This is a genomic window from Zavarzinella sp. (genome assembly GCA_041399155.1).
Taxonomy (GTDB): Bacteria; Planctomycetota; Planctomycetia; order Gemmatales; family Gemmataceae; genus JAWKTI01.
Map to the genome: position 1 here is coordinate 1 of JAWKTI010000003.1, position 19,308 is coordinate 19,308.

The following is a 19,308-nucleotide window of genomic DNA, read 5'->3' on the forward strand; positions in this document are numbered from 1 at the left end:
CCGCAATCTCTATGTTCGCTGGATTCTGAAGGTAAAGTTCTTCATACAATTGCATACTACGAGAGTAATTGTTCTCAGCATCTCCCACCCTTCCCTCTGCACGCAAAAGATTACCAAAGTTATTCAAAGTCAACGCTAACCCTGCCGTGACATTAAAGTTCGTTGGGTTTTGACGACAGTGATCCTCATAGAACTGCAAACTACGCCTGTAGCTTGTTTCGGCTTCTGTAGCCCGTCCAATTAAACGCAGGAGGATAGCTAGGTTGTTTAACCCACGTGCTAGTCCGACTAAGAGCTGTATGTTCGATGGGTTTTGATGGTAGAGATCATCGTACAGCTGCACACTACGCCGGTAGTTGACTTCAGATTCGTTTATCATCCCAGATGCGCGTTGTAAGATCCCTAGGATTCTCAACGCCCGAGCCAGCCCAGACGCAATCTCCAAGTTATCCGGGTTACAAGCCAGTAGCTTTTCGAGAATCGTGACCGTAGACCTCAAATACAGCAATGCAGTCGGTGCCAATGAAGTTGTGATTAGTGAGGACCCTGCCCGATAGATTGCGGAGGCAATTCGTTCGGAATCGTTTTTTACCAGTGATCCAGATAGTCTTTCACCTCGCGATGATACTACTCCGGGAACGAAACCGGTGCGGGCCAGTTCGTCGAGCAGTTTCGTTAGTACACCTCCGGTCCATTCCTCCCCTTCTTCCATTAGCTTGCCGATCCACTCGCGGGCGTCATCGCGGTCCTCCCAGTTCCGCAACAAGAACAGGAACGCCCCGGCGTACTCGGGAAACGCCGTCTCACGCTTCGCCAGCTTCAGCCAGTAAGCGAACTCGTCGGCGCCCGTCGGCATCGCGTCCCGCAGATGGCGATAGAGAAGGTACTCGGCCACCGTCTGGTAGACGAACCGATACCCACCCCCCTCCTCCCGTACCCGCTTGGTGATGAACCCCTCGTGCACCAGCATCTCAACCGGGTGGAAGTCGGTGCGAACCTCCATCGCGGTGCGGCCGGACGCCCAACCAAGTCGCAGAGCGTTCACGTCGTCGTCGGTCAGGTCGGAGGTGGCGCGGTCGGGGTCGGCGATCAAGTGCTCCTCCACCGCCCGCACCGCCGGCCCGATGTTCCGCTCGTACGCCGACTCCACATACGCCGCGTACAGTTCCGGCACCCCCGCCACCGGCCCCACCGGGCGGCCGGCGAACGCCCGCTGGAAGAGGTAAAGGTAGAGCGGGTTGGTGAGCAGCTTCCGCACGTTGGCGGACAGGTTGTCCCACGGCGTGATACAGGCGGGGATGGCATAGCCGTCTTCGGTCTTCGAACGGGCGCGGGCTTGGTGCTTGCGGTAGATCCGCTCGGCGTGGTCAGCGACCAGTGGTTCGATCACGAGTGCGGGCAGGCGTCGTTCGCCCGGCTGGTTCGGGTCGGGATCGTAGAGAAAATCCTTCACGTCGGCCCGCGGGTCGGCCTCGGTCGCGGCCATCTTCTCCGGCAGAATGGCCAGCCACTCGTCGCGGGTGGAGAGCACCACCTTGCACCACGGGAAACGGGCAGCGAGCGAAACCAGCTGTAGGGCCTCGCGCGTGACCTGCTCGGCGAATGGTGCCTCGTTTAGGGCGTCAACCACTAGCACCAGCCGGCGGCCTGGCGCCTGATCTTTCAGAAATCCGGTGTGTAGGTGGGCGAACAGTTCGTCGAAGCTGCCGATCCCCTTCTCGCCGACAGACACGCCGAGCTTCTCGGCCACGTCGCCGAACAGCGACACCCCGTCCGGCCGCAGCGCGATGCCGTTGCCGCGGAGGAAGAGAACCACATTAGGGTTGCCGCGGTCGGCTTCGGGGTCGGCGAGCGTGTTTGGCGAATTACCCAGTGTGTTAAGCAACTGCTCCACCCATCGGGCGAGAAGGGCTGTTTTCCCACTGCCAGCGGTGCCGAGCAGGAGCAGGCAATTGAGGAACCGCGGACGGGTAGTGTCCTTCCACTGGTCGCGGGCTGGCACGCTCAGGAAGCGGTCGAGGTGATCACCGATTTTCGGGAACGGCTCGTAGCACTCCGGAAAGTATTTGGTGCCGCGCAGGTCGGTGAGAGTCCGACGGGAGTAGTCGAGGGCGGCCTCGGCGATCGTCCACGGGTAGACCCGTTCCTTCGGCAGGTCGTAGTTAATGTTGCGGGCAACGAGTAGTTCCCGCAAGCGTTCAGCAGCCGCTTGACAGTCCGGCGTGCCGCTGCGCTTGTCCCGTACCCCCAGGTAGTAGACGTACCTGTTCACCGCCTCCGTCTTGGCCGTCACCCGGATGCCGTAGTGCCCGTCGTAGAGGTAGAGCGGCTCATCGTGCGGGAGCGGTCGCAGCAGTGGGTCGAGGGGGATCGGCACCTTGGTGGGTGTGACCAGCACGGCGACGGACTCACCAAACGCCGCCTCCAACTCCGGCGTCAGGTCCGTTTCTACCGGCTCTAGTGGGGTCACCCCGGTCAGCGACCGCACCGCTACCGGCAGCCCCTGCTTCACCTTCTCAGTGTCATCGCAAACCAGCAGTTGGCAGTCGGCGAGGAAGGCGAAGGCGGTGAGCACCTCCTCCAGGACCGGGATGTATTCGGCCAGGTGTCGCTCGGCCTGCTGCTGGTCCGGGAGGCCGCCGTGGGCGATATAGTTGCGTAGGGCGACGATTGCTTCCAGGGACTGGAGTTTTGTTATCCTGCTTGAATCCGGAATGCTTCTCTCTACTGATGGCAATTTCTTCAAATTATCGGGCAAATCAGGAAATGGTTGGGTAAGTTTCAGGGCCGGCCACTTTCTGGGCAGGGTGCGAACTGCAGTAACCCAATCGGAGAACATCGGAGAACGCAGGGATGCAATACGCTCATTGGTAGTTTTAACAGCTTCTTTCGCAGTCTCATCGATTGGAGTCCGCAGGTACTGACTGATAAAGGCCAACACGACCATCCGCAGAGTTTGATATTGGGTAAAACACAGTGCCCAGCGACGTTCCGAAGGTAAAAGCGACTCGTCGAATATAAGTGAGTACGGCAACGCAATCGGATAGGGAAACTGATCTATGATTGAGGAGCGATTCACGATTAAACTCATGAAGATTGCAAATTCGGTGTACGATATATTATCGAATAGTTCAAACTACAGTTTATCACTGTTTTACAACAAAGTCTGCTCTACCAATACCAGAAATGTAATCATCGTTAGATCTGATCTGTGTCACCCAGTTACTTGGAATGGATCAATAGTAGCGACAAGCAGGCAATTGCTTGAAAGTTTCCCAAATTTCATTTGAAAACCCATCGACAAACTCTAATGTGATGATGCTTCTAACTTGGAGAATCGAATGTCTACGAACGAATTGGAAACATTACTCGGATCCCCCAACGGCCAACATTGGATCAAAACCATACTGGGTGTCCTGGTCGGCGGACTGGAAAAATTGCTCACCACCCAGCAGATGGCAGACATAATGAATGCCGTGGTGTGTACGGAAGCTGATCCAAAGGTTTCAAATGCCGAATGCCAGGTGCTGATCCCGCTCTTTGATGTGATGTTCCAACAATGCCCCGAGGTGGTGAAAGTAGCTCACGGCGACTACCAGGCTACCCAGCCAGCTTCGCTTTCTGCCCGGTAAAATCTTCCCAACGCTTTACGATCACGTCGCAGTATTTTGGGCTGATCTCAACCCCGTAACATTTCCTACTGAGCTGCTCAGCTGCGATCACCGTGGTACCACTCCCGAGAAACGGATCGTAGACAATTTCGCCTTCTCGCGTGCCATCACCCAACGCCTGAGCCCAAAGGGAAACCGGCTTCATGGTCGGGTGCTCACGGCTCGCTTTGGGCCTTGGATGCTGCCACAGCGTGGTCCGAGTGCGGTCTGCGTTCTTGTGCCGGTCCCCAGGGATCCAGCCAAACAGGATAGGCTCGTGCTGGTAATGGTACTCGCTGTGACCAAGCACCATCGAATCTTTTGCCCACACCAGGATCTGCCGGAGAATGCCACGCCGATTCCAGTCGTCCGCAAACATGATGTGCAGAGGGCCTGCAGGAACGGTTGCGTACCAGTATGCACCTGGTCGACAGTTCGCCTGGGAATGATCAAAGGCTGCAGACACCAGCTCAGCCAGCCCCTTTTCGTCCAGGTGGTCGTTTTCCACCTTCAACTTATCTTTTGTTTTGCCAACGTACGAAACGCCGTAGGGGGGATCTGTTACGCAAGCGTCGGCCTTCACACTTTCCATCAGCCTGGCTACATCGTCGGCCTTCGTCGAGTCTCCACACAGGAGTCGGTGCTCGCCCATGAGCCAGAGGTTACATGGCTGGGTGATTGCTTCCTTTGGCGGCTCCGGTACCAGATCCGGATCGGTCAGCCCACCGTCGAGGATTTTGCCCAGGTACTTTCCGAGCTCCTTATCATTCCACCCAAAGTCAGCCAGATTGTACCCGTTCGATTTGAGCCAGTTCAGCTCCGTGGGCAGTTTGATATCGTCCCACTTTGACAGCTCGTTCGTTTTGTTGTCGGCGATCCGGAGGGCCCTGGCTGCCTCTTCGGCGATATCCGCAACGAACACCGGCACCTTCTTCAGTCCCAGTTTTTGAGCTGCCAAGTACCTGGTGTGGCCCGCAATGATCACGCTCTGCAGGTCGACCACGATCGGCTGAACCCACCCGAAATCCCTGATCGAGTTTGCCACGGAGTTGATGGAGTCCGCACCGATTACCCTCGGATTGTCCGGGAAGGGAAATACCTTCGATATGTCTCTCTGTTCAATTCTCATCTGTTTCTCTGTGTACTACTATACCTACACTCTAACAGATACATAAATTCATGTAAATGCTTTCAAAGAAAGTGTTTCCCAAATAAGTAGTGGCTGTTGGTTTCAAGAGAATTGCTGGTCCGAATCCTACTGAATCCCGCTCTTTGAAACGATATTTCAGCAATGCCCTGAGGTGTGCGGGTGGCCTAAGTTTGAATATGTTCCAAACAACGACATGGTTCAAGGTTTCTTGAACAACACAATAACTACTGCAGTAAATTGAACGAAGTTGTTTTTGCCTTTTCCAGAATCGATTCGCAAGTAGGATAATCTTTCCTGCGAACTCCTTGTTCGCGAAGTACTTGTTCGTCCAGGTTCGAGCCAGACCCATGAAACTCATTTCCAACAGCGGTAATGACCGTGTACTTGACGTTTTCAAAAAGATGGTTGTTCCTGGCTGTTCCATCGACATTGTAACGCCTGAATTATCACTATTCGGTTTCGCTGAGGTCCTAGATTTTCTGGAAAAAGCTGGTAAGTCTCGGCTCGTTCTGCCTGATCCGTCATTACATGATCCCGGTTTACTCGGTTCTGATGCTGATCGTGCTTCTCGCAACAAATTATTAGGACGATGGTGGGCCTCCCAATGTATGAGGTGGTTAAATCACGATGTCCAGGTTCAGCAGGCACCAACGGGTATACCGCAATCAGCAATCATGGTTCACAACTCACCCGGTGAAAATGTGGCAATTACTGGTAATTGTCCTTTTACCACATCGGGTTTTGGCCTGACACCAGGTGTCCAGTTCGGTCTCATTCAACGTACGGAATCTTCGAATGAAGCTTCCGTATATCACGAATGGTTCTCGCAACTCTGGATAAGCACTCAGTCAAACGGGATCAAAAGCAGTTTGTTCGAAAAACTGAGCGAAATGGTAGATCATCGTTCTCCAGAGACTGCATATCACCTCGCACTTTTGCATCTCTTCCAAAAGTACGGTGAGGAACTCGATGAAGAGCGAATCGTCAAAAGTGCAACCGGAATCAAGAATACAATCATCTGGAAAAAGCTATTCCGCTTCCAACGGGATGGTGTCATCGGAGCTATCGACAAACTAGAACGATACGGCGGGTGTATCATCGCAGACAGTGTTGGATTAGGGAAAACATTTGAGGCACTCGCGGTCATCAAGTACTACGAACTCAGGAATGACCGTGTGCTGGTCCTATGTCCCAAGAGGCTTCGAGAAAACTGGACAATTTATCGTTCTAATGACCGTCGCAATATTCTTGCATCAGATCGCCTCAACTACGATGTACTCAATCACACAGACCTGTCTCGAGATGATGGGTTCTCGGGTGATATCGATTTGTCACACATCAACTGGGGCAACTACGATCTTGTCGTCATTGATGAATCGCACAACTTCCGTAACCGAACTACGCCGAAGGCAGGTGGCGAAACAAGATACGACAAATTGATGCGCCGGATTATTCAGGATGGTGTGCGGACCAGAGTCCTGATGCTGTCAGCGACACCCGTCAATAATCGGTTGGCTGACCTGAAGAACCAGATTACTTTCGCAACCGAAGGGAATGATGAAGCACTTAAGGATCAGGGGATCACCAGCATCGAAACGACGGTTCGTCTTGCCCAGACTCAATTCAACAAGTGGCAACAATTGGAAGACGAAGAACGCCGACCAGCTAGGCTGATGGATATGCTTGGGTTTGACTACTTCCAACTGCTTGATCTGCTCACGATTGCACGGTCGCGGAAGCATGTCGAAAAATATTATGGCACATCAGAAACCGGTAAGTTTCCCGAACGGCTGACACCAATAAACATCTACGCGGATGTGGACCTGACCCAGCAATTTCCACCGATTGCAGAAATCAACGACGACATTCGACGGCTCAACCTCAGTTCTTACGCACCACTTCGCTACGTATTGCCCGCCAAGCAACCAGCATACGATGCCAAATACAGCCAGCGGGTAAAGGGTGGTCTTTTTAGACAGTCTGACCGAGAAGAGAGTCTAATTCATCTATTGCGCGTCAACTTGCTCAAGCGTATGGAAAGTGCGGTCTCTTCGTTCTCGCTCACTGTGGAACGTCTGCTACATACCGTTGAGACGACACTTGCACAGATCGAAAGGCATGTCGATAGCGTTGAAGAGATCGATATCCACGAGGTAGATGTTGAGGACCCTGTTTTTGAACCACTGCTGGCAGGGGCGAAAGTCAAGGTGTTGTTACAGGATGTCGACCGCGTTCGGTGGCAACAAGACCTGATGGAGGACCGCGACAGGCTTACTTCAATGCTCACTGCTGCAAAAAGCGTCAATCCGGAACGTGATGCAAAACTCGCCGACTTGCGCAAAGTGATCGAGGAGAAAATTCGCCAGCCGATTAATGCAGGCAATCGGAAAGTACTGGTTTTTACAGCCTTCACAGATACAGCGAAATATCTTTACGAACAACTCACCCCGTGGGCAACGACACTGGGATTGAACACCGCAATGGTAACTGCGGGTCGGATGAGAAGTTCCATCTCCACACTCCGACTGAACATGTCTACTTTACTCTCTGCATTTGCACCGCGAGCAAAGGAGCGACCGGCAGAATTTGCAGGGGAAGGTGACATCGACCTGCTGATTGCAAATGATTGTATTTCTGAAGGCCAGAACCTTCAGGATTGTGATTTCCTCATCAACTATGACATTCACTGGAACCCCGTCCGGATCATTCAGCGGTTTGGACGGATCGATCGTATCGGTTCACCCAACTCAGTGATACAACTAGTGAATTTCTGGCCGAATATGGAGCTGGAAGAGTACATCGGCCTCGAACAACGGGTCAGTGGTCGCATGGTGCTACTCGACATCTCGGCAACAGGAGAAGAGAACGTAATTGAGCAGCAGTCTGGCAACCAGATGAACGACCTGGAGTACCGACGAAAGCAGTTGTTGAAGTTGCAGGATGCTGTTATCGATATGGAAGACTTGTCCAGTGGTGTATCGATTGCCGATCTCACCCTGAACGACTTTCGCATTGATCTGGCCCGTCTTTCGAAGGAAGAGCGACAAAACCTTGCGAAGTTGCCTTTCGGTACCTTTTCCGTCACATCGAGTCTGAATGGCGAAACCCCAATTCCACCAGGTGCGATCTTCTGTCTCCGAGCGATGGGGGAGTTTGCAGACAAACCTGCGGAACCAGGTTATCCATTGGCACCTCACTACCTTGTTCATGTGGGTGATGACGGCAGTGTAGTTCACTCATTTACACAGGGAAAACAGATCCTAGACTACCTCAAGCGTCTCTGTTCTGAACGATCAACCCCGGATCCCATTGCCTGTGGAGAATTCGATAAAATTACTCGCAATGGTGAGAAAATGGAGCACTATCAGAAATTACTGGCTGTTGCGGTAGCCTCGATTACCGGAAAGAAGGAAGAGCGATCGACAGCCAGTTTGTTTTCTCCAGGTGGTACACACCCACACAAAGGGCAGTTTGCGGGAATGCATGATTTCGAAGTGGTAATGTTTCTTCCAGTGCTTGCAGAGGTTGGATCGTGACAGCCGATTCGCTCATTGAAGCAATGGCACTTCCCGCACATACGCGGGTCGATCAACGAGTTGCCAAAAAATTATTGCTGGAGAATGGTGCCCCAACCGCTGCCGATAAACGGATCATCAACGATGGCATTGAAGAGCTTATCTGGGTGGCAGCTCTGAAACCCGAATCGATCGGTGTACCATCTTTTCGAGATGCTACTCGTGAATACCTTGAAATTGCTGTATTATCTCTCTCCTTGCGGTCTGGAGCAAAGGCAGTGCGGTTACGGGAGCTTGTTCATCGAGCGATTCCTTATCCGCTGGCGCTTGTAAGTACAATTAGCAATGGGATGACATTTTCTATGGCCCATCTTCGAAAAGCAGAAAATGACTCATCGAAGATAGTTCTTGATGGCGGTATCGTTGGTGTTTCGGTGACATCAGATGAGGTAGATACTGCTTTCCTTAAGCACCTTTCGCTGGCTGGGTTGCCGAAGGAAAATCTCTTCTCTCTATATCAGGGTTGGTTCGATCGCATTACTGCTCTGGATGCTGCTCGATATACGGGTTCATTTGCTCTTGCCTCATCGCGGGGAGTAACAGAAAGATGGCAGATTTCCGTCCGCGAGATTGCCAGGCTCGATGTAGAGATTGCCGCACTCCGGGCGAACGCAGAAAAAACAACGCAACTGAATCGCCGTGTGGAGATGAATCTGGAATTACGGCGATTGCAAGATGAACGATTACAGTTTCTGGCACAACTTGGGAAGGGAGATAGCGAATGAAACCGATTGCAGCAGGCGATCCAGAAAGCCAATCGGCGGACATTGTTGCCGAGAATATCGCACAACTGCGTGGCCTGTTTCCTGAGGCATTCACCGAAGGGAAAATCGACTTCGACGTACTGAAACAATTGCTGGGTAGATCGGTTGATGAACGGGAGGAAAAGTACGGCCTGAACTGGCATGGTAAACGACGGGCTCGGCAATTGGCTCTTACTCCCAGCACAGGCACGCTGCGACCTGCTCTTGGGGAAGGTGTCGATGAAGAGACCACCCAGAACCTCGTCATTGAGGGGGATAATCTCGAAGTGCTGAAACTCCTGCAAAAGAGTTACAGTGGCAAGGTGAAGCTGATATACATTGATCCGCCATACAATACTGGTAAAGACTTCGTCTACCCGGACAACTTTCACGATAACATCAAGAATTACCTCGAACTGACGGGCCAGATCGAAGGCGGAACCAAGATCGCAAGCAACACCGAAACCAGCGGTCGGTTTCATACTCACTGGCTCAACATGATGTACCCCCGCCTGATGTTGGCAAGGAACCTTCTGCGAGAAGATGGAGTTATATTTGTCAGTTGTGATGATACAGAATTGCTGAATTTAAATTGGTTACTCCATGAAGTATTCGGCGAAGAAAACTTTATTCATTGCCTTGTGTGGCAAAAAAAAGTCAGCCCATCCAACGACTCAAGATATTTTAGCAATGATCATGATTATATACTTACAGCAGCAAGGCAACTTACCCCTCTAGCATTATCGCGTTTGGCAAGAACTGAAGATCATAACAAATATTATTCTAATCCAGATGAAGATCCAAAAGGTTTGTGGAATTCTACAGCTGCAACATGTAATAAAAGCTCGGAAGAACGGCCCAATTTGTACTATCCAATAATCAATCCAAAGACTAAGCAAGAAGTTTGGCCTCGAAAAGAAGCTGTTTGGGCTCTTTCAAGAAGCAGAATGGAAGAGTTGAACAACAATGGAGAACTCTATTGGGGACTGAACGGAGAATCATCATCTCCAAGAATCAAGAATTATTTGAGTGAAGCTAGCGACGTTGTTCCACGGAGTGTTCTGTTATACAAAGATGTAGGACATACTCAGTCTGCAACATCAGAGCTGCGACATTTATTTGAGGATTCTGTTTTCAATTACCCAAAGCCAACAACTCTTTTACAGCATCTCGTCCAAATAGGGGGCACAACACACGAATCTAAAAAAAATGACCTAATCCTCGATTTCTTTGCTGGCAGTGGCACCACTGGCCATGCTGTAATGGCACAGAATGCGGCCGATGGTGGAAACAGGCGGTTCATCCTCGTGCAACTTCCCGAACCGCTCGATCCGGAGAACAAGGACCAGAAGACAGCAGCGAACTTTTGCGATAACCTCGGTAAGCCACGCACCATCGCGGAACTGACGAAGGAACGACTCCGGCGAGCAGGCAAGAAGGTCAAGGATGAACACCCGATGTTTGCTGGAGATACCGGCTTCCGAGTCTTCAAACTGGATTCATCCAATATCCGAACCTGGGACCCCAACCCGGACGACCTCGACGCAACGATGTTTGATTCTGTGGAGCATCTTAAAGAAGGCCGTACATCAGACGATATTCTTACTGAACTACTGTTGAAACTTGGCTTGGACCTTTGTGTCCCGATTGAGTCGAAAATGATAGCGAAGAAGAAAGTGTACAGTATCGGCGGAGGGGTACTCTTTGCATGCCTGGAAGAAACGATTGCAACTGAAACGGTTGAAGCACTCGCACTTGGCATCGCTGATTGGCACCAAACTCTGGCACCTATTGGTGAATCGCAGGCTGTCTTCCGCGACAGTGCTTTTGAAGACGACATTGCCAAAACCAACCTGACCGCCATTCTCAGCCAGCATGGGCTGAAGAACGTCCGAAGCCTGTGAGGAAACAGCAATGAAAGAAGACACCGTACCCGCAGGCGAATTTCTGCTGTATGTGTCCGAAGACGGCCGCACGCGGGTCGAATGCCGTTTTCAGGATGAAACGATCTGGCTGAGCCAGGCACTGATTGCTGAATTGTTTCAAATCGATGTGAGAACTGCAAACGAACACCTACAAAACATCTTTAAGGAAGGTGAACTCAACCCGGGGGCAACTATCCGGAAATTCCGGATAGTTCGAATTGAAGGAACCCGGGAGGTTTCGCGGGAGATCGAACACTACAATCTGGATGCAATTCTTGCTGTCGGTTTCCGAGTGAGATCGGAGCGAGGCACACAGTTTCGCCAGTGGGCGACGACACGCCTAAAGGAGTACCTGGTCAAAGGCTTCACGATGGATGATGAGCGGCTGAAGAACCCACCTGCCGCCGGGTCTGGTGTGCCTGACTACTTTGACGAATTACTGGAACGTATCCGGGATATACGCTCCAGTGAAAAGCGAATGTATCTGCGAGTGCGGGAGATTTTTGCTTTGGCCGGGGATTATCTACCGAATCACCCAGAGACGACCATTTTCTTTCAAAAAATCCAGAACAAATTGCACTATGCAGCGACCGGAAAAACAGCTGCCGAGCTGATTGCCGAACGGGCTGATGCCCAGAAATCGAACATGGGTCTTACAACCTGGAAAGGATCTGTGGTTCGAAAAGGAGATGTTGCTACGGCCAAAAATTATCTTCTGGTCGAAGAGATTGATGAATTAAACCGAATCGTTGTCATGTGGCTCGACTATGCGGAAGATCAGGCCCGTCGACGAAAACAGGTATTTCTAAAGGATTGGGAAACAAAGTTGGAAGAGTTCCTGCAATTCAACGACCGTGCAGTGTTAGAAGGTAAAGGAACGGTGAGCCATACGGATGCTGTGCTGAAGGCCGAAGCGGAATATGAAGAGTTCGCGGCCCGTCGACGTGCGGCTGCTGGAAGCGGAATCGAACAGATGTTGCGGCAGAATTTAGAAGATACTGCAAAGATGATACCAAAACAACCCAAGATGAAGTCGAAGAAAAGGAAAAAATCGCCATGAAGCTCCATTTTGAATCCAATCTGGGTTATCAGCTTGATGCGATTGAAGCAGTTTGTGACCTGTTTCGCGGGCAGGAAATCTGTCGGACAGAGTTTACAGTCACGCTGCCGAGAGATCCAAACTCTTTGTTTGAAGAAAATAGCGACCTGGGGATTGGCAATCGACTACAACTGCTGGATACGGAACTATTGGCCAACCTGCGTGAGGTACAACTGAGACACGGCTTGAAGCCCACGGATGAGCTGGAATCGGGCAAATTCAATTTCACCGTGGAGATGGAGACCGGTACTGGAAAAACTTATGTCTATTTGCGTACGATCTTCCAGCTGAACCGTGATTACGGCTTTACCAAGTTCGTGATTGTTGTGCCCAGCGTGGCCATTAAGGAGGGAGTGTTCAAGACATTGGAAATTACCGAAGATCACCTTCGCAGTTTGTATGGCAATGTCCCATTTTCGAAAGGAAATAATTATTTTATTTATGATTCATCAAAGTTAGGTCAGGTGCGGAACTTCGCCACAAGTTCGCAATTGCAGGTGATGGTCGTAACTGTGGGAGCAATCAACAAGAAAGATGTGAATAACCTTTACAAGTCCCACGAAGCGATCAGCGATGAAAAGCCGATCGACCTGATTCGCGCGACCCGCCCCATCATTATTGTGGATGAACCGCAAAGTGTCGATGGCGGCCTGGAAGGTCGGGGCAGAGAAGCACTTGACGGCATGAATCCTCTTTGCACAGTACGGTATTCCGCTACACATATTGATAAACATGCTATGGTGTATCGCCTGGATGCCGTTGATGCTTACCAGCAGAAACTGGTCAAGCAAATTGAGGTAGCTTCACTGGAAGTCGAAGGTGGGCACAACAAACCCTTTGTACGAGTAAAAGGTATCAAGCCGATGAAGGGCAAGCCACCTGTCGCGACACTGGAACTCGACATCCAGCAGGCAAAAACTGTTTCCCGAAAGGAAAAAAAGGTTTCTGGCGGGGAAGATCTGGAGCAACTGACCAACAGGGCGATTTACAGTAACTTCCGTATTGGGGAAATCAACGCGAAGAAGGGTCAGGAATACGTAGAAATTCATGCACCCGGTGACCACCATTTCTTGAAGATTGGTGAAACCACAGGTGATGTTGATCAAACAGCGTTGAAAAGACAGATGATTCGCAGAACCATCAAGGAGCATCTTGATAAGGAACTCCGGCTTCGTCCGCAGGGTATCAAGGTACTGAGTCTGTTCTTTATCGATGAAGTTGGCAAGTACCGTATCTACGACGTCGACGGTAATCCGCAGAAAGGCGAATACGCCCACATCTTTGAAGAAGAGTATGCAAAGCTGGTGAAGCATCCGAATTATCGGATTCTCTTTGAAGGAATTGATGCGACGAGTACAGCCACGGAGGTTCACGATGGGTACTTCTCGATCGACAAGAAGGGGACATGGCAGGACACGGCGGAAAACAACTCCGGGAACCGCGAGAACGCTGAGAGGGCCTATAACCTTATCATGCGGGAGAAAGAGAAACTGCTGAGCTTCGACACAAAGCTGAAGTTTATCTTCTCGCACTCTGCACTACGTGAGGGGTGGGACAATCCCAATGTTTTTCAGATTTGTGCCCTTCGCGACATTGGCACAGAACGTGAACGCCGACAAACCATTGGTCGAGGCCTTCGATTGTGTGTCAATAGCTCTGGAGACCGGATCCGGGGCTTCGAAACCAATACCCTGACAGTAATTGCCACAGAGAGCTATGAGGAATTCGCAGAGCAGTTGCAGAAAGAAATTGAGACAGATACGGGCATCAAGTTTGGGATAGTGGAGGAGCACCAATTTGCCACGATTGCTGTGCCCGATGGCAAGGGGAGCCACCAGATGCTCGGTTACGACAAGTCTAAAGAAATTTGGGGCTATTTGCAGAAAATGGGGTATCTGGATAAAAAGGGAAAAGTTCAGGATCGACTACGCACCGATTTGAAAGCTGGTATGGTAGAATTGCCGGAAGAATTCGCCCCTTACTCCCACACGATCAACGATATCCTTCGAAAACTGGCAGGGAAACTCGATATCAAGAACGCCGATGAACGTAAGACGATACGCACCCGTCAAGCAGTATTGGAGAGTGAAGCTTTCAAGGCACTGTGGGATCGCATTAAACACAAAACAACCTATCGCGTGCATTTCGATGCAGAGAAATTAATCACCGATGCGGCGAAAGCTATCGCGAATGGCCCACCCATTTCGAAGAGCCGCCTTCATTTCCGCAAAGCAGAACTCGACATCAATAAGGGGGGAGTTGCTGCCAAAGCAACGGAAGTACTTTCACCAACAACACTGGATGAGGACGATATTGATCTTCCAGACATCTTAACTGACTTGCAGGACAAGACTCAACTAACACGGAAAAGTATCGCACGCATCCTGACCAAAAGTGGGCGGCTCAAAGATTTTCGAGCGAATCCGCAACAATTCATCGAACAGGCTGTGCTCCATATCAATTATGCAAAACGCCTCGCTTTGGTCGATGGCATCCGTTACCGAAAATTGGGTGATGAGCATTACTTTACCCAGGAACTGTTCGAAACAGAGGAATTGACAGGATACCTGAAGAATATGATTGAAACATCCAAAGGTACGCATGAGTGTGTGGTTTATCAATCGGGTGTGGAGAAATCATTCGCGGAAGATTTGGAAAATAATGTAGCTGTAAAAGTTTATGCAAAATTACCGAACTGGTTCCGAGTACCTACACCGTTGGGTTTCTACGAACCGGACTGGGCAGTACTGATTGAGGAAGAAGGGAAAGAACGACTCTACTTCGTTGTCGAGACAAAATCATCGCTTTTTGATTTTGATCTCCGTGACCGCGAGCAAGGAAAGATTGATTGTGGCAAAGCCCACTTCGAGGAAATCGGCAGCGGGTTCGATCAACCTGCAAAGTTTGTTATGGCCACAGAGCTTGATGATGTGTTTCAGCACGTTCATTAATTTCATTCGAATTGGCGATTCCTTCATCATTCAGATTTCCAGACTTACAATGCTGGTTGGTCAAAATAGAAACAACATATCACTCTTAAGTGCTTATCAATAAAGGACTTACAAGTGCCGCTTCTCAACTTCGCTGAATTTTGCGAAACCCCTGTATACTATTCGTGTAACTAGCTTTTAGTCCAGTTTACAACTGAATTAAATTGAACTATGCACACATGGTTATTGTGTGCTTTGGTTCACAAAATCAAAGGCCGAGGAAGAACGAAATATGCGACTGATTCCATCGACAATTGTGAATTACGAATCTCCCGAGTACTGGTACAAAACCATCTTTCGCGACAAACACAAAACGCCTACGAATGTGATTGACAAGCTGATTGCAAATTCACATCAACTCGCAAAATCCATCCCATGGGTAATGAGTTCAAGTCACAAATTCAGGCCTATTCGGTCAAAACCAGATCTGCAGATGATCATTGACCGTCTGTACCCACTGGAAAAGACGCCACTTTGGACGTACTTGCATAAGGTCGCCACCATTATTGGAAGAGATGAGGTTGCAAGCATGGTCATCTATCAGCACTACTCTGACAGTTTGTCCTGCTTAATTTTCAACAACGCGTTATCCATCTTGACTCGCAGCCTGGAAGAGGTCCAAACAATAATCTGTGACGTGCTTTTCTGTGCAATCATGACAGGCTTGCTTCCCAAAGAGCTGGAAATCAAGCTACCGAGAGATCCTTGTGATCTTCGATTCAAGGATGAGAAGGAGATTACAGTGCTGGTGGAATTAATTCGGGAATGTTCCTCCGTTCTACGTCAGGCTCAGCGGGATGAAAAACGGAACGAGCTAGAACGCTCAGCGCCCCCAATCATTCAGGCGCAAAGAGGACGCCCTCGCAAGGTACTGACTGCAGAAGAACTGAAGCTGTTCAAAGTTGTCGATCACTGGGAGCGATGGAAGCAAAATGGCAAATCAATGGAGGAATTCTGCCAAGCACATCCCGAATTATTGGCAGAGCAAAATTTGGATCTTGAGAAGTTGAGAAAAGCGATCAGGGATGTTCGCAGGTGGCGAAAATCTATGAAATCCAAGTGTCGTTAGAAGAACACAAAATGTCACCGAAAACAAAAATCATTTTTTGACCAGAGAATTTTCAATTTTTTTTCCGCAAAGTAACGAGCAGTTTTGACTTGTTTGTACGGCTTCTGAGATTTTCCCTAGGAACAATTCGAGATCAAGAAATAAACCAAAAAGTCGATTGTATTTTCTGTCCCCATCTATTCCTTCATGGCGATGCTGCCATACAGGAAAACAACGATGTGGATTTCACCACCAGAACAGAATGATGCCCCACTGGCATTACGGCCTCGAGAAGCGGCTCGGTTATTAAGCATCTCCACCAGAACGCTCTGGGAGTTGGTGCGACAAGGGCGGGTCAAACGGATCAAGCTGGGAACAGCCAAAAACAGTCCGGTGATGTTTCGCCGGTGTGACCTGGAAGCATTTCTGGCTGCGGAAATGCAGCAGGAAACCTCTGGCGATCAGGGAGGTCAGGAATGAACCTCCACCTTGAACGGGTGCTGGCTGCATTCAAAATGGTCACTCCGCAGGGAAACGGTTGGAAGGCCCTCTGCCCAGCCCACGACGACAATCGTCCCAGTCTGAAGATTGATTTGGCAGCAGATGGCAAAATCCTGCTTTGCTGCAAATCACGGGGATGCTCCGCTGAGGAGATCGTTCATGCTGCGAAATTGACCATGGAAGACCTGTTTCCAGCAGAAAAAGTGCCTCCGAGGATAATTCCCAAAAAGCCGGACTTCCCAACTGTCGAAGAAGCGATTTCTTCATGTGGGAATTCCTCATTCGGACGAGAACCAGATCAAGTCTGGAATTATCACGATACCCACGGTGCGCTGGTGGGAGTGGTGGCCCGTTGGAACCAGAACGGGAAAAGGAGATCCGCCCCTTTTCACGTGGCGATGATTCCCAATGGCGAATGGAAGTGATGCCCACGCCGCGACCGCTCTACCGATTACCTCAATTAGCTGCTCAGGATTTGGTGGTCGTCACCGAGGGAGAGAAGGCTGCAGATGCTGCCATTCAACTGGGATTTGTCGCTACTACCAGTGCCAGTGGTTCCCAAGCGGCCCATTACACCGATTGGCGACCACTGGCAGGAAAGACGGTCTGGATTTGCAGGGACAATGATGATCCTGGTCTGAAATATGCAGAATCAGTGGCAACGATCCTGCACAAAATCGATCCTGCTAACCAGATTAAGATTGTTCTATTGCCGAATCTCCCACCCAAAGGGGATCTGGTCGATTGGGTCAAAGCCCATTCCCATGTCTCCAACGATGAACTGGCTACCCAACTAAAGCAAATTGCGGAAGAATCGGAACCATTTGTTGGAATCACTCCTGAAGAATCAGAAGCCAGATCTGGTCTGCTGCCAGCCAAACCGTTTCCAGTGCACTGCTTTCCTGCGCTGTCCGGGATTACATCGGTGACACTGCTCAGCAAATCGGCTGTGATCCATCATACATCGCAGTGCCATTGATTTCTGCTTTTGGCAGTGCGATCGGTAATTCTCGTTGGTTGCAAATTAATGAAACCTTCAAAGCACCGCCGATTATCTGGTCAATGATCGTGGGAGAATCTGGTGATGGAAAAAGTCCGGCATTTCGAGCAGTGATGAAGTTTACTCGTCAAAAGAACAAGCAGGCTTACCAGCAATACGAGCAACAATTGAAAGCCCAAACAGAGCAACAACATTACCAGAGAGAGAATGATCAAGAGGAAATGGAAGAATATCGCCGCAAAAAGGATGCGTATGCAAAGCGTGAACGGGAACACCAGCAAGCACTCAAACAGTGGGAAAGCCAGTACAAGAAATGGGATAAGGAAGGTCAAATCGGAGATGCGCCTTCAGCACCAGTTTGGAATGAGGATCCACCACAAAAGCCCAAACAGAAACGTCAAATGGGCCCCTCAGTCCTGCCCGCTGTTCGGTATCTGATCACCGATACCACGCTGGAAGGATGACTTCCATTTTGCAAGACAACCCTCGGGGCACCATCGTTGTAGTTGATGAGTTGGCCAGCTGGTTCAGCTCCCACACCCGTTATCGAGGCAATGGGAAATCATCTGATATGAAATCATATCTTTCCATGTACGATGGCGATGAGATTGATTATTATCGAAAAACGGGCAAAGAATGGGTCTATATTCCCAGAGCTACGGTCAATGTCACCGGAGGTATCCAGCCAGGAATCCTTCGAGCCATCCTGACCAGAGAGAATCGGGATTCCGGCTTGGCGGCACGATTCCAATTTGCCTGGCCTGAAAGACGGGCACAGTTGTTGCAGGATTATTCGTTTAACCCTCAACTGGACAAAGCCATGTCTTCACTGTTTGAGAAATTATTCAGTTTGGAGATGCTGCGGGGCGAACAAGGCCAACTAGATCCCAAGTTTCTCATGCTGGAACCAAAGGCATTTTCATTATTTCAGCAGCAATTTAATCGTTTGGGAGAAGAGCATCTGGAATTGGAAGGTGACCTGGCTGCTGCCAATGCAAAGCACAAGTCATTACCTGCACGGCTTGCTCTGATTCTGCATATGGTACGGTACGCAGCGGGTGAAAATGTGAATCCAGACATGGTTGATGCTACCAGCATGCAGTATGCGATTGAACTGGCCGAATGGTTCCGCAATGAAACGTTGAGGGTTTATTATCTCCTGGATCATCCGGATGAGGTGAAGGTTGTTTCACAACTTGACCAGTTATCCCACTGGATTCGCAAACAAGGTGGCCGAGTCAGTATTCGGGATGTTCAACGCAAGAAGAACATGAAAACCGCACAGGAAGCGGAGCAATTGCTGAACAGCATGGTGGAAGCGGACAAAGGATACTGGGAAGAATCCGTCGGTACGGGAGTGGGACGGAAACCTGCACGCCATTTCGTGTTGAATCCACCGATTGCTACCCAGGAGCCAGTTTCATCACCTGAACAGTCCCATGATCCGCCGCCGACGAATCCGGAGATTTGGATGGATCACGAAGAACAGATGCAGCAGATGAAAGATACCATTGGCAAATGAAAATTGCCATTCTGTCTTTTTGTCATTCTGTCATAGCGAATCGGTTAACAGAGATTTTGGAAGGGAATCCAGAAGAGTCATGGTGCTCAAATGAACACCGAAAGA

At 50.1% G+C, this 19,308-nt stretch carries 14 protein-coding genes; 12 read left to right on the plus strand and 2 right to left on the minus strand.

Annotated elements, in window-relative coordinates; genetic code table 11:
* Positions 1-3,079, minus strand: a 3,079-nt coding sequence (locus R3B84_14095; GenBank protein ID MEZ6141699.1) for a tetratricopeptide repeat protein, incomplete at its 3' end; no start/stop codon positions are given.
* A 262-nt stretch (positions 3,080-3,341) separates the two neighbouring features.
* On the opposite strand from R3B84_14095, the gene R3B84_14100 reads away from it, so the two are divergent.
* Positions 3,342-3,632, plus strand: coding sequence for a hypothetical protein (locus R3B84_14100; GenBank protein ID MEZ6141700.1), 291 nt, complete (start codon positions 3,342-3,344; stop codon positions 3,630-3,632).
* Here R3B84_14100 and R3B84_14105 read toward each other — a convergent pair.
* Positions 3,601-4,779: a DNA methyltransferase gene (locus tag R3B84_14105; protein MEZ6141701.1), complete on the minus strand. Its 1,179-nt coding sequence runs from the start codon at positions 4,777-4,779 to the stop codon at positions 3,601-3,603. The two genes, R3B84_14100 and R3B84_14105, sit on opposite strands and share 32 nt — an antisense overlap.
* 368 nt (positions 4,780-5,147) lie before the next feature.
* Here R3B84_14105 and R3B84_14110 point away from each other — a divergent pair, with 368 nt between their 5' ends.
* From R3B84_14110 to R3B84_14160, 11 genes are all read left to right on the plus strand, one after another.
* The gene (locus R3B84_14110) at positions 5,148-8,336 is read left to right on the plus strand and encodes a helicase-related protein (protein MEZ6141702.1); all 3,189 of its coding nucleotides are present in this window, start codon (positions 5,148-5,150) and stop codon (positions 8,334-8,336) included.
* Positions 8,333-9,100 carry a DUF4391 domain-containing protein gene (locus tag R3B84_14115; GenBank protein ID MEZ6141703.1) on the plus strand — a complete coding sequence of 256 codons (768 nt, stop codon included), beginning with the start codon at positions 8,333-8,335 and terminating at the stop codon, positions 9,098-9,100. Before R3B84_14110 ends, R3B84_14115 begins: the two co-directional genes overlap by 4 nt.
* Entirely contained in the window at positions 9,097-11,022 is a 1,926-nt protein-coding gene (locus R3B84_14120; protein ID MEZ6141704.1) for a site-specific DNA-methyltransferase, read from the plus strand. Before R3B84_14115 ends, R3B84_14120 begins: the two co-directional genes overlap by 4 nt.
* Before the next feature lie 10 nt (positions 11,023-11,032).
* The gene (locus R3B84_14125; protein ID MEZ6141705.1) at positions 11,033-12,103 is read left to right on the plus strand and encodes a virulence RhuM family protein; all 1,071 of its coding nucleotides are present in this window, start codon (positions 11,033-11,035) and stop codon (positions 12,101-12,103) included.
* Positions 12,100-15,093: a DEAD/DEAH box helicase family protein gene (locus R3B84_14130; GenBank protein MEZ6141706.1), complete on the plus strand. Its 2,994-nt coding sequence runs from the start codon at positions 12,100-12,102 to the stop codon at positions 15,091-15,093. The genes R3B84_14125 and R3B84_14130 overlap by 4 nt, the downstream gene beginning before the upstream one ends.
* Before the next feature lie 271 nt (positions 15,094-15,364).
* The gene (locus R3B84_14135) at positions 15,365-16,201 is read left to right on the plus strand and encodes a hypothetical protein (protein MEZ6141707.1); all 837 of its coding nucleotides are present in this window, start codon (positions 15,365-15,367) and stop codon (positions 16,199-16,201) included.
* 216 nt (positions 16,202-16,417) lie between these two features.
* Positions 16,418-16,660 carry a helix-turn-helix domain-containing protein gene (locus tag R3B84_14140; GenBank protein MEZ6141708.1) on the plus strand — a complete coding sequence of 81 codons (243 nt, stop codon included), beginning with the start codon at positions 16,418-16,420 and terminating at the stop codon, positions 16,658-16,660.
* The gene (locus R3B84_14145; protein ID MEZ6141709.1) at positions 16,657-17,106 is read left to right on the plus strand and encodes a hypothetical protein; all 450 of its coding nucleotides are present in this window, start codon (positions 16,657-16,659) and stop codon (positions 17,104-17,106) included. The genes R3B84_14140 and R3B84_14145 overlap by 4 nt, the downstream gene beginning before the upstream one ends.
* A complete protein-coding gene (locus tag R3B84_14150; protein MEZ6141710.1) occupies positions 17,034-17,660 on the plus strand; it encodes a hypothetical protein in 627 nt (208 codons plus the stop codon). Before R3B84_14145 ends, R3B84_14150 begins: the two co-directional genes overlap by 73 nt.
* Positions 17,657-18,145: a DUF3987 domain-containing protein gene (locus R3B84_14155; protein ID MEZ6141711.1), complete on the plus strand. Its 489-nt coding sequence runs from the start codon at positions 17,657-17,659 to the stop codon at positions 18,143-18,145. The genes R3B84_14150 and R3B84_14155 overlap by 4 nt, the downstream gene beginning before the upstream one ends.
* Complete coding sequence (locus R3B84_14160; protein MEZ6141712.1) at positions 18,142-19,203, plus strand: DUF3987 domain-containing protein; 1,062 nt, start codon at positions 18,142-18,144, stop codon at positions 19,201-19,203. Before R3B84_14155 ends, R3B84_14160 begins: the two co-directional genes overlap by 4 nt.
* Positions 19,204-19,308 lie beyond the last annotated feature (105 nt).